Origin of the sequence: Xenorhabdus cabanillasii, assembly GCF_003386665.1 — a bacterium.
Lineage (GTDB): Bacteria > Pseudomonadota > Gammaproteobacteria > Enterobacterales > Enterobacteriaceae > Xenorhabdus > Xenorhabdus cabanillasii.
Genome location: NZ_QTUB01000001.1, coordinates 4,292,232 through 4,304,280, shown reverse-complemented (window position 1 = coordinate 4,304,280; position 12,049 = coordinate 4,292,232). Strand labels below are relative to the sequence as shown.

General features: G+C 41.3%; 13 protein-coding genes. 2 read left to right on the top strand and 11 right to left on the bottom strand.

Going from position 1 to position 12,049, the window contains the following annotated elements; translation table 11 throughout:
* Positions 1–7 precede the first annotated feature (7 nt).
* The 8 genes from BDD26_RS19220 to proV form a co-directional block, all read right to left on the bottom strand.
* Positions 8–190 carry a hypothetical protein gene (locus BDD26_RS19220; protein ID WP_115827451.1) on the bottom strand — a complete coding sequence of 61 codons (183 nt, stop codon included), beginning with the start codon at positions 188–190 and terminating at the stop codon, positions 8–10.
* A 45-nt stretch (positions 191–235) separates the two neighbouring features.
* Positions 236–1,777 carry a multidrug efflux MFS transporter permease subunit EmrB gene (emrB, locus tag BDD26_RS19215; protein ID WP_115827450.1) on the bottom strand — a complete coding sequence of 514 codons (1,542 nt, stop codon included), beginning with the start codon at positions 1,775–1,777 and terminating at the stop codon, positions 236–238.
* Positions 1,778–1,792: 15 nt separating this feature from the next.
* Positions 1,793–2,980: a multidrug efflux MFS transporter periplasmic adaptor subunit EmrA gene (emrA, locus tag BDD26_RS19210; RefSeq protein ID WP_115827449.1), complete on the bottom strand. Its 1,188-nt coding sequence runs from the start codon at positions 2,978–2,980 to the stop codon at positions 1,793–1,795.
* Positions 2,981–3,234: 254 nt separating this feature from the next.
* Positions 3,235–3,762: a transcriptional repressor MprA gene (gene mprA / locus BDD26_RS19205; RefSeq protein WP_038260094.1), complete on the bottom strand. Its 528-nt coding sequence runs from the start codon at positions 3,760–3,762 to the stop codon at positions 3,235–3,237.
* Between the two features lie 129 nt (positions 3,763–3,891).
* Complete coding sequence (locus tag BDD26_RS20690; protein ID WP_115827448.1) at positions 3,892–4,653, bottom strand: AzlC family ABC transporter permease; 762 nt, start codon at positions 4,651–4,653, stop codon at positions 3,892–3,894.
* A gap of 184 nt (positions 4,654–4,837) precedes the next feature.
* Complete coding sequence (gene proX / locus BDD26_RS19195) at positions 4,838–5,848, bottom strand: glycine betaine/L-proline ABC transporter substrate-binding protein ProX (protein ID WP_425330448.1); 1,011 nt, start codon at positions 5,846–5,848, stop codon at positions 4,838–4,840.
* 47 nt (positions 5,849–5,895) lie between these two features.
* Positions 5,896–6,996, bottom strand: coding sequence for a glycine betaine/L-proline ABC transporter permease ProW (proW, locus tag BDD26_RS19190; protein ID WP_038260092.1), 1,101 nt, complete (start codon positions 6,994–6,996; stop codon positions 5,896–5,898).
* A complete protein-coding gene (gene proV, locus BDD26_RS19185; RefSeq protein ID WP_038260091.1) occupies positions 6,986–8,188 on the bottom strand; it encodes a glycine betaine/L-proline ABC transporter ATP-binding protein ProV in 1,203 nt (400 codons plus the stop codon). Before proV ends, proW begins: the two co-directional genes overlap by 11 nt.
* Positions 8,189–8,943: 755 nt before the next feature.
* Between proV and BDD26_RS19180 the strand changes: the two genes are divergently transcribed.
* Complete coding sequence (locus BDD26_RS19180) at positions 8,944–9,429, top strand: methylated-DNA--[protein]-cysteine S-methyltransferase (RefSeq protein ID WP_047683160.1); 486 nt, start codon at positions 8,944–8,946, stop codon at positions 9,427–9,429.
* A gap of 187 nt (positions 9,430–9,616) precedes the next feature.
* Positions 9,617–9,826: a transcription antiterminator/RNA stability regulator CspE gene (cspE, locus tag BDD26_RS19175; RefSeq protein ID WP_045969514.1), complete on the top strand. Its 210-nt coding sequence runs from the start codon at positions 9,617–9,619 to the stop codon at positions 9,824–9,826.
* A 69-nt stretch (positions 9,827–9,895) separates the two neighbouring features.
* Here cspE and crcB read toward each other — a convergent pair whose 3' ends face one another.
* The 3 genes from crcB to lipB all read right to left on the bottom strand — a co-directional run bounded on the left by crcB (position 9,896) and on the right by lipB (position 12,014).
* On the bottom strand, positions 9,896–10,270 hold the full coding sequence (crcB, locus tag BDD26_RS19170) for a fluoride efflux transporter CrcB (protein WP_115827446.1): 375 nt from the start codon (positions 10,268–10,270) through the stop codon (positions 9,896–9,898).
* Positions 10,271–10,282: 12 nt separating this feature from the next.
* Positions 10,283–11,248 (bottom strand): lipoyl synthase, encoded by a 966-nt coding sequence (gene lipA / locus BDD26_RS19165; protein WP_115827445.1) that lies wholly within the window; start codon positions 11,246–11,248, stop codon positions 10,283–10,285.
* A gap of 118 nt (positions 11,249–11,366) precedes the next feature.
* Positions 11,367–12,014 (bottom strand): lipoyl(octanoyl) transferase LipB, encoded by a 648-nt coding sequence (gene lipB / locus BDD26_RS19160; protein WP_170140444.1) that lies wholly within the window; start codon positions 12,012–12,014, stop codon positions 11,367–11,369.
* Positions 12,015–12,049 lie beyond the last annotated feature (35 nt).

The following is a 12,049-nucleotide window of genomic DNA, read 5'->3' as shown; positions in this document are numbered from 1 at the left end:
ATTTATTTTATACCCAATGGATTTCAAGCTGCGTCGCGGCAGCAAGGGAATAACAGATTCGTCGGGAACGAATTTGCCTGGCCAAAGGCTGGCCTCCGGTGAGAGGCAGGAGACGCTCATTAATCCCCAGGAGCATAGATAACAAAGAACCCGACTGCCAGTCGGGTTCTTTGTAAACAAGTTTTGTCAACGATTATCAGGAAAATCGGCCTCCTGTCATTAGGATAAAATCGGGTTAGTGTGCTCCTCCACTCCCCTGATTTCCTGCACCAAAAGGTGGTTTTGCCATCCAGACCAGCAATGTCAACACCAGGAATACACCTGCGGAAAGCCAAAAAATTTCATTGGCTGCAATAATCAACCCCTGATGAGTGATCCCCTTTGCCAAATAAGCTGAAATCTGTTGGTCATTCATACCTAGTTGGGAGAGCTGTTGATAAGTTTGCTGATAATTAGGGTTATACGGATTGATATTCTCCGTAAAGTATGAGTGGTGCACGGACTCACGTTGTGTCCACATTGTGGTTGTGATGGATGTTCCAATCGAGCCTGATAATATACGGGTAAAGTTTGACAGGCTGGAAGCTGATGCCATGCGCTCTGGTCCTAAACCTGACAAAGTTATGGTTGTCAAAGGCATGAAGAAGCAAGCTATAGCGAGTCCCTGTACGAATTGAGGCCATGCCGCAGTAGCGAAATCCATCCCTGGTTCAAATGCATATGCCCGCCAATAGAAACAGACAGTATAAGTAATGAAACTGAATGTTACGATCAAACGCATATCGATCTTATGACCATATTTGCCAATGAGTGGTGAAAGTAGCAGAGGCAACAACCCTATCGGAGCAGCTGCAAAGCCGGCCCATGTTGCGGTATAACCGAACACTTCTTGTAGTAACTGTGGCAACAGGACGATACTGCCGAAGTACAGCATGAAGGAGAGACTGATACTGAGTGTACCGATAGTAAAGTTACGCTCTTTGAATAATGATAGATCGATAACAGGGTGTTCATCGGTTAATTCCCATACAATTAGAAACGATAATGAGATAACCGCGATGACGGTCAGGACGATAATTTCAGTGGAATTGAACCAATCCAGCTCTTTACCCTGATCAAGCATGATTTGCAGACAACCGACACCAACGATCAGCAGAATTAATCCTACCGTATCAATAGGATTAATTTCGATTTTAGTTTCCCGGCCTCGTAAGATCTGCATTGAGACAAAAATAATACCGATACCAAGAGGTATGTTAATAAAGAAAATCCAGCCCCAATGATAGTTGTCACTGATATAACCCCCCAGTATCGGGCCACAAATAGGTGCAACCACGATCATAACAGACCAGAGTGCCAATGCCATATTCCGTTTGGCAGGAGGATAGTTATTCAGCAAAAGGCTTTGACAAAGTGGAAGGACTGGCCCTGCGACTAGCCCCTGAATGATACGAAATACAATCAACATCTCAAGGCTGTTGGCGATGCCACACAGCCATGAGGAGAAGGTAAAGAGAGCGGTAGACCAAATGAACAGTTTGACCTCTCCAAACCGTTTTGCCAACCAACCGGTAACAGGAATGGAAATGGCGTTTGCAACACCAAAAGAGGTGATGACCCATGTTCCCTGGGAATTTGATGCACCTAAATTTCCTGCAATTGTCGGTATGGCAACGTTAGCAATGGTTGAATCCAAAACCAACATGAAAGTAGCCATTGCGAGGGAAATGGTCAGTAGCGCCAGCTTCGCGCCTGTAAGTGGTTCTCGTGTCACCATGACGTCCCCTTATGACTAATTATTAGAGTTACTATTAATGATGTCAGTAACTATTTTATTTACAGGAGACATGTCTATCATTAAGGCATTCGTATGATAGGCTGGTTTGATGCGCTCAGTAGTTGACAAAGTCATTCCATTGGTATCTGCCGTATCGACAATCACTTTTGTTGACAGGCCTATACGCAGAGGATGCTGCTTCAGTTGTTCTGGTTCAAGTTCAATGCGAACAGGCAAGCGTTGAACAACTTTGATCCAGTTTCCACTGGCATTTTGGGCTGGCAGCAGAGAAAAAGCACTACCGGTTCCCATATCAAGGCCAACAACTTTACCTGTATATACGATGCCATTACCGTAAAAATCGCTGGTAATTTTTGCCGGTTGCCCGATCTTCATATTGGAAAGTTGGGTTTCTTTAAAATTGGCTTCAATCCACATATTAGTGGCTGGCACGATAGCCATTAAAGGTGTTCCCATATTGATGCGAGAACCTATTTGTACATTACGACGAGAAACATATCCATCTACAGGGCTGACAATTTTCGTTCTTTGCAAGTTTAACCAGGCATCACGAACCCCGGAAGCTGCTTTTTCTACAACAGGTTGTTTTTCCAACGGTGTGTTTAAAATGATAGCTTGATTACTATTGTACTGTTCGATGGCCACATCCAGATCAGCCTGGGCAAGTGCAACACTTTCATATGAATGTTGTAGTTCTTCCTGACCAATAGCATCTTGTCTGCCAAGTATTTTCCTTCGGTTGAAATCATTCTGCGCTTTTCTCAGAGCAATCTTTTTCTGTTCAATGATCGCTTGGTACTTTTTGCTGTCAACCATCTGTTGCTGAGTTTTCCGCACGGCAGTAGCCAGTTCATTTTTCGCTTTTGTCAGAGTGAGTTCAGCATCTCTGGGATCAAGCTGTATCAGAACACTACCACTTTTTACGAAGTCGGTATTATCAAAATAGATAGTGGTGACACTACCCGCGACCTGAGACATGATTTGTATTTGATTGCCTGCTGCATAAGCGTTATCTGTTTCTTGTTGATGGCGCGAGAAGATGAGCCAGTAAACAGCATAAATCGTACCGAGAATTAAAAATAATAATGTAAGAAAAATCATGATATTGCGACGTTGATGTTTCTTATTCTTTTGCTGACGATTTGAAGTCGGTGACAAAGGACTTTCCTCACTAAGGCTCATAGTGAATCTCCGTATATTTCTTGTGCATGATATATCCACGTCATAAAGACCACTCATTTCCAGTAGCGTGGGTTACACTACTGGAAAAGATGGGCTATATGGGATTGATTATTATCTGAGGATAATAGTTAGCCATATGACATATCATTGGCCATATGACATACCAAATGATACTGGCTAGCAGAAAAGTTTTTTTAGGTCATGTTGCCATATTGTGATTTTTCGGGATCCGGTATTGTTCATGGAGAATACAATCACTTTTTCAAACAATCCCCGATGTTATCCAATTGTGTCAACAATTTTCTCATCAATTTTTCTAACTGTTTTTGTTCCTCCAGATCAAGGGCAGACCAAAGTTTAACCAGACACTCATGCTGAGGTGGGAGTAAACTATTCAAGAAATTTGTACCTTTTTCTGTCAGATGAAGATGGAGACAACGGCGATCGTTGTGGCTCTCTTTTCTTTCTATCCAGCCTTGCTTTTCTAATTCATCAGCAATTCGAGTTGCGTTTGTGCGAGAGGAACCCAACGCCGAGCTAAGTTCTGATGGCTGAATGCTACGGCTTTCTTTGGTATCCAGGATCATCAGTGCCATAAACAAGGTTTCATTGATTCCTTGCGCTCTCAGCATGTTATTACGACTTTCCAGCATCTTACTCTGGACATGCATCGATAAGCGGGTGAGTAATATCTCTTGATAGGGCAAACTTTTGTTCAACTCTTTTTGCTGTGCAACACGGCAATTAAGCAACTCTTCTGTGGGAGTGAATGAACTTTCCATTGTTTAGATACCTTATTAGTTTCAACCGGTAAAGTAACTTCTGCGAAAAACCATACAAATACTATATTAAAAGTTAAATTTAGCAATTATAGTTATTTATTATCATCATATTTCTTTTAATATTGATACCTAATTCATAAATACCTTGAATGTTAATCCAAAAATGGCTGATCTGGATAGTGTAGAAAAGATGATACTGCGCGTTTTATAGCGGAATACATAGATGATAAAACAGCCAATTAGAGTCGGAAAAAGCTTATTGTGCTCCTGTATTACATCAGGGATTAGAAGAGAGCAAATTGATGCGACTCCAATACTGTTCAGAATAATATCTATCTTGCCCATTTTTTTACCCGGAGTTCGATTAGCTCCGGGGCGAAGGGATGATTTTTTACCCAATTGTGTGATATGAGCCTGGATAAGGGCTGCTAAACAACCAATTACAATTTCTGCCAGAATGGCAGACAGCATAAAAGTTATAGTGGCTTCAACCGCAGGATATGAATTCAGATGGCTATTTCCCAGAAGTGTGCCCGATACCGTACCTAATACCCAGTGCAGCCATAAACAAATGGCAATTGCGACCATCCAGTTTTCACTCCGGTTGCGTTGATCTTTAATCAATTTTGTTGTTGCAGCAGTAAAAACTTCATCGGCTGACCCGAAAGCCCAAATTGCAGTTTTCTTGCCTGATACTGCTTCAGGAGAAGTGAATCCCAATTTGACGGAACTGAGGCGAAATGTGAAGGAGATGAAAATACAGCTGATGACAATAGGAAGACTATCAAAAATACCCTTGATGAATGAAGAGCACTTGCTTGGTATTGCGGGGTCATTTATCGCTGTGTCAGATGTTAAGTTATCGGGCACAGGAGTATCAGGTATCGGCATAGGGTAATTTATTTTTTTGTTAATAGTAAAACAACATTAACAAAATATAATAAAATTGAAAATATGAAATGTCTAAATTATTTAACAAATATTATTTAGAACAATGAATTTGATCGAAAAATGGCATTATCATGTGATTGGGGAAGTGATTTGTTAATAAATGTATGTGTGATTATGAAAGAGGCTAAGACGAAGCCGCTTTTTGCTTTGCCGCTTTTCTGGCTTCATTGAGCCAGCCATCAAAGGTTTTCTGATGTGCATTAATCCAGCCGTTGGCATGATGTTCAATATCCTCTTCGGAGTCTTTCCCAGTATGCATACGCATATTTTGTGCGTTGATATCTCCAACAGGTAGCTGCATGACAGCAAAAAGTGCCGCCGCCGCTGGGTTTTTTTCAGCCCAAATCCGGTTCGCCACGATATGCATAGAGCTGGGAGGAAAACCATAATTGCGGCCATTTGGCAATTGAGTATCAATTTCACTGCCTTCATTGAGGGCGGAGAAAGGAACTTGTAGCCACACCACTTCTTTTCCGGGTCTTAGAACATCGCTGACCCAATAAGGCGTCCATGTGTAGTAAAAGATAGACTTACCTTCACGGTAACGGGCGATAGTATCTGCCATCATGGCGGTATAGTTTCCCTGATTTTGTTCCACGGTATTTTCTAAATCATAAGCCTTTAATTGATGGTTTATCACTTTTTCGCATCCCCAGCCGGGGTTACAGCCAGTCAGGTCTGCTTTACCGTTTCCATTGCTGTCAAACAACTCAGCCAGTTTTGGATCTCGTAATTGGGCAATATTATTGATGTGATATTTTTCGGCTGTTTTCTTATCGATCAGATATCCTTGAACAGCATTTTTAACGAAGGTTCCTTTACGGTAGAACGTGTTATCACCGCCGGCAGCTTTGTACTGTACATTATGAAGGGGGACCCAATTGACCGCCATAAATGTGGCATCACCTGAGGCAATGGTGGCATAGGCGACGTTATAATCGACTTCTTCGATTGGTTTGACATCATAACCAAGCTTTTCCAAAGCCTTACAGACAATTAACGTCTGGAAAGTCTCTTCACCAATGGTGCTTTGCAAAGGTTGTATACTGATACCTTTTCCGGGAAGTTCCGTGGTAGCTAACGACATGCTTGTCAATAACATCAGGTTGAATCCTAAGATAATTTTCTTGTTTATGAGCTTGTTAAATCGGGTTGTGATTAGCATGATTTTTCCCCCTGTTATTAATCTGTTTGACCATCCTGATATTGAGTATTTTTGTGGTAGGTTAGTTTTTGCAGGGATAAGAGTTTAATTAACAATCCTATTGGCCCGGTGTGATACCAGCGTCTGTTATTTCTGGTGCGGATATTTCTTCCCAAAGATTGAGTTAAGCGATCAAGGATAATGGCAAGGATGACAATACCCGTCCCACCAACTGCGGCCAGTCCGATATCAAGACGACCGATCCCCCGCAGCACCATTTGCCCCAAACCACCAACAGCGATCATTGAAGCAATAACAACCATGGACAGTGCTAACATTAATGTCTGGTTTACACCAGCCATAATTGTTGGCAGAGCAAGGGGAAGTTGGACTTTGAACAACATTTGACGTGGGCTGGCACCAAAAGATCTTGCGGCTTCAATCAGATCTACCGGAACCTGTTTGATCCCTAAAATGGTCAGGCGAATAATTGGGGGTAAGGCAAAAATGATTGTTACTATGACACCCGGTACATTTCCAATACCGAATAGCATCACAATAGGCACGAGATAAACAAAGGCAGGTGTTGTCTGCATTGCATCCAATAGAGGGCGGATGATCCCGGCTGTTCGGTCACTGCGTGCCAGCCAAATCCCAAGCGGCAGTCCAATAAGGACACAAAACAGCAGAGCCGTGAGCACCAGTGCCAGTGTGATCATCGCTTGAGACCATGCTCCGATAGCACCAATAAAGCATAATGAAATTAAAGTGAGTCCGCCTATGCCAGCACCTGCTAGTTGCCATGCCAGGAATGCCAGGAAAAGTATCGTGACAGGCGCTGGCATTGACATCAAGAATTGTTCAAATCTGTTTAAGATAAAATCTACCGGAATACGTATTCCTTGAAAAAAAGGCCGGAAGTGCAAAACAATCCAATCAATGGCATGGGTGACCCACGAATCAAATGGGATGAGTTTATGCTGAAAAGGTTCCATGATATTAAAATGCCCCTGTGAGATATTATCGGTAGGGGCGTCCAGCCAATTTGTATTTGATAATGAATCGCCTGTGGTGCTGTTAAGCCAGGGATCATTGAATGTTGTCTGATCGGGTGTTGATTGCGGCGTATTACTGCTCATTTGGAGTCTCCTTATCTAAAGCTTGCAACAGTATTCCTTTGGAAATAACACCCAAATAACGATGATCATCACCCACGACAGGAACGGCACAGGGAGATTGGGCTACGATGGATATCAGCTCATTCAATGGCATATCTGCTGGAACTGCGGCTGGCTCTGCCAGGATAGCGTGTTCGATAGGATATTTCTTTTCCAGTGTATCTTGCAGGGAATTGACTGAAACTACTCCAATAAATTTCTGACTTTTATCGATCAGGTAGCCATAGTTTCGATCTCCATCTTCCAGTATTTTCAAAGCTGAGCGAGGCCCAAAGCCTACTGCAATATGGAGTAGTACATCTGGCCGACGACGAGCGACATCTTTTGCTGAAAATACATGACTGATATCCACTCCCCGAAAGAATGCCTTGACATAATCATTGGCAGGATTATTTAAGATCTCATCAGGTGTTCCCACCTGAACAATAACCCCTTCTTGCATGATGGCGATGCGATCACCAATGCGAATTGCTTCATCCAGATCATGGGAAATGAATATAATTGTGCGTTGATGTTGACCTTGCAGGCGTAATAACTCATCCTGCATTTCTGCACGAATAAGGGGATCGAGGGCAGAAAAAGCTTCATCCATCAATAAAATATCAGGATTATTGGCGAGCGCTCTGGCTAATCCAATACGCTGCTGCATACCACCCGATAACTCATCCGGGTAAGACATAGCGTAGTTTTCCAGATTGACTTGTTTCAGGGCCTCGAGAGCTTTGTACTGGCGTACTTCTTTAGGAATACCAGCAAACTCCATACCGAAAGCCACATTCTCCAGCACATTTAAATGTGGCATGAGCGCAAATGATTGGAAAACCATACTGATTTTATTGCGACGGATTTCGCGCAATTGAATGTCTGAAATTACAGAGATATCCTGCCCATCGATAATTACCTGACCTTTGGTCGGTTCTATCAGGCGGTTGAGAAGGCGTATCAGTGTGGATTTTCCTGAGCCGGACAGGCCCATAATCACAAATATCTCGCCTTCTTCGATGACCAAATTAGCATTTTGTACGCCAACTGCCATACCAGTTTTTTCAAATATTTCTGCTTTATTGTAGTTGGATTTTAATAACTTAACTGCTTGCTTTGGATGATCACCGAATATTTTATACAGATCTTTAACTTCGAGTTTAATTGTCATGTAATAAATATTTAGCTTTGTGAAAAGGTATATTCTATTTAATTGCTTACTTCAGATAATCTGCAAATAATTTATCTAAGCTATACTTTAGCACGCTGAGATATGTTGACAATATCCAGGATATAATTATTAACAAAAAGGTAAAGTTTTTTACAGATAAATGTCTGCATTTTTTACTTAATTTTAACTTTCATTGTAGGAAGGTTGACTTAATAAAAAAAAAATTATTATCGTCATAAAGATAGAGCAAAGTAAACTTTTGTGGAATTTATCTCTTTTTGTCTTTTTTGCCTTTTTGTCGGGTGGCTACTTTGAAAAAATTTATTGTCTATAATTGTAGGATAAGAACATTTTAGTAGATTTTATGATGGATAAGATTACCCACAATCCAACTGTGTTTGCCATAAATTATCACTCTTCTGGTAAAATTCTTTATTGATCTACGTACTTATCGAAGAATGAAAACGAGTATTTATAGATTACAATACAGAAATCTCTTTATGAGAGGAGTACTATATATGGTGAGTTTTTCGATATTTTTATCCATATATGGTATTTTTATCTTTTTTGAATGAATGCTGCCAAAAGTAAGATGTTATATCTTATTGGTAATCCTATGATTTTTATTATCAGAAGGCGGTATGGTTTCTTTATCAAATTGTCAGATGTGTAACTGAATTCATCATTGCAAAGTGATGAAAGAGAGACTTAGGCTAGTATAGAAATATTAACAATAAATTAAATGGAGGTAGTTTATGTATCACCATTACCTGAATACTCCAGAAGGTTTTCCTAAACCTTATGTACACATCACTGCAAACGATGAAGGAGTCACTAGTATTTATTTTGTTAATGAAAAGAAAGAACTGGAATCTAAAAATGCTATTACTAAGCAGTGTGTAAAAGAGCTACAGGAATATTTTAAAGGAAAACGGCAGATATTTACGGTTCCTTTGAGTATGCAAGGAACTGAATTTCAGCAACGCGTCTGGCAGCAACTCTGTAATATCCCATTTGGTGAAATGTGGAGTTACAAACAATTAGCATTGACGTTGGGTTCGGTAAATTATTGTCGTGCAGTCGGTATGGCAAACTCACGTAATCCGATTTCACTGATTGTTCCTTGCCATCGGGTAATTGGGCATGATGGTAAGTTAGTCGGATATACAGGCGGGCTTAATATTAAGGAGTGGTTGCTAGAGCATGAGAAGAAAAAAAAGACGAAAATTAAACCAATCTAGAATGAAATGCCAATTAATTTGTGAAATGACAATTGGCGTATAGAATAAATTAATGAAATTAAACAAAACGTGCGTTTTGTACATTTTGTTATATGTTTCGTGATCTAGGTTGCAGACAGTGGACTATATTATTTGTTGTACTGTATGCAACACGGAGTTTGTGTCTTTTTTATTAAAGGTAAGTTTGATGTCTAAAATTAAAGGTAACGTTAAGTGGTTTAATGAATCTAAAGGATTCGGTTTTATCACTCCAGAAGATGGTAGTAAAGATGTTTTCGTACACTTTTCCGCCATTCAGTCTAACGGTTTCAAAACATTGGCTGAAGGTCAGAAAGTTGAATTTGAAATCACTGAGGGTGCGAAAGGTCCATCTGCTGCAAACGTTGTCGCGATCTAATTTTTAATCCCATATTCTTAAAACCCGTTTTTATAACGGGTTTTTTATGTTTTTTAATTTCTGCTTAGTTTAGAGTTTATTTAATAAGGTAAATGCGAGAGCAGTCATTAATAATGAACCGATAACATTTGCCAGAATGGTGCTTAGTGCCCAACTTATTTTTCCTGCTTGTAATAAATAAACCACTTCAGCGGAAAATGTAGAGAAAGTTGTCAATCCACCGCAGAACCCTGTTGTTAACATGAGCTTCCAGGTAGGGGCAAGATGTGTTGCTTTGCTGAAATAGGCCAGCCCCAGCCCGATAATAAATGCTCCGATACAGTTAGCCGTCAGAGTACCAATGGCAATAGGAGCTGAGGCATTATTCAGGCGGAGGCCGATGAACCAACGTAAGATACTGCCAAAACCACCACCGATAAATACAGCGAGAATAAGATTCATCAGTAGTGGCCCCGGTTATTTGACTTCCATACCTTTGGCTTGCAAGTCAGCGTGGTAAGAAGAACGAACAAATGGCCCGCAAGCTGCATGAGTAAAGCCCATTTCTAATGCTGCTTCTTTCATTTCATCAAATTCAGCAGGGTTGACATAACGTTGGACTGGCAGGTGATGGCGACTTGGCTGCAAATATTGCCCCAATGTCAGCATAGTTACCCCGTGACTACGTAAATCGCGCATAACTTCTAAAATTTCTTCATTAGTTTCTCCCAAACCCACCATCAAACCTGATTTGGTTGGGATATCTGGATGTGCTTCTTTGAATTTTTGCAACAGTTGTAATGACCAGTTGTAGTTTGCACCTGGGCGGATCTGACGATACATCCGTGGTACGTTTTCCAGATTATGGTTAAAAACATCGGGAGGTGTTGCAGTCAGAATTTCCAGTGCACGATCCATACGGCCGCGGAAATCCGGTACTAGTGTTTCAATTTTAATTGATGGATTTTTTTCACGGATCGCAGTGATACAGTCAGCAAAATGCTGAGCTCCTCCATCACGCAAATCATCACGGTCAACAGATGTGATGACAACATAGCGCAGACCCATATCCTGAATAGTTTGCGCAAGTTTGACCGGCTCATTTACATCTGGTGCATTTGGTCGCCCGTGTGCCACATCACAGAACGGGCAGCGGCGAGTACAAATGGCTCCCAGGATCATAAAAGTGGCGGTTCCGTGGTTAAAGCATTCGGCAAGGTTAGGACAAGAGGCTTCTTCACAGACGGAATGCAATCCATTTTTGCGCATTGCCGCTTTGATTCCCTGAATGCGGCTGGAATCCGCAGGAAGTTTGGTTTTCATCCACTCAGGTTTACGCAAGAGTGCTTCACGTTCTGTGACCACTGTTTTCACAGGGATCAAAGCCATCTTATCTGCGTCGCGGTATTTGATACCACGTTCCATCTGAATTGGTTTACTCATAATCGTGCTGGTTCCAGTTATATTCTTCAGGTTATTATTTATTGCTTGATTATTAATCCAAATTTATCGGAGCAATAAGTGTATTCAAATTTTTTTGAAAAATGTTAAAAAAATTATATCATCTTTCATCGGTGAGTTGAAATCCTAAGATCTGGCAGAATTTTTGTACCAGAATGGGTTGTACATCTTCAACAGTGATCCCAGCTACGAGCTCACTGAGCTGAATCATCTGCATACCTGCATAACCACATGGATTAATGCGCAAAAAAGGCTGTAAGTCCATTGCAATATTTAATGCCAAGCCATGGAAAGAACACCCTTTTCGGATACGTAATCCCAATGAACAAATTTTATTGCCTTTGACATAAACCCCCGGCGCATCTGGCCGGGCATGAGATTCAACACCAAAATGAGCTAATGTCTCGATAACGGTATTTTCAATTGCGGTGACTAACTGACGAACCCCAATTTTAGCCCGTCTTAAGTCGAGCAAAACGTACATAACTTGCTGACCAGGCCCATGATAAGTGACCTGACCTCCCCTGTCGGACTGAATAACCGGAATGCTACCCGGTGCAAGCACATGTTCTGCTTTACCTGCCTGCCCCTGTGTGAACACTTTTTCATGCTGGACAAGCCAGATTTCATCGGGGGTTTCTGCTGTGCGCTGCTCGGTGAACTGGTGCATGGCTTCAGAAACCGGCTCGTAAGGCTGAATACCCAACTGACGTAAAATAACGGTGTTATGTTGCAATGGAAGTTTCATCATCAGTTAACAAAAATTGCCCGCCAGTATAACGT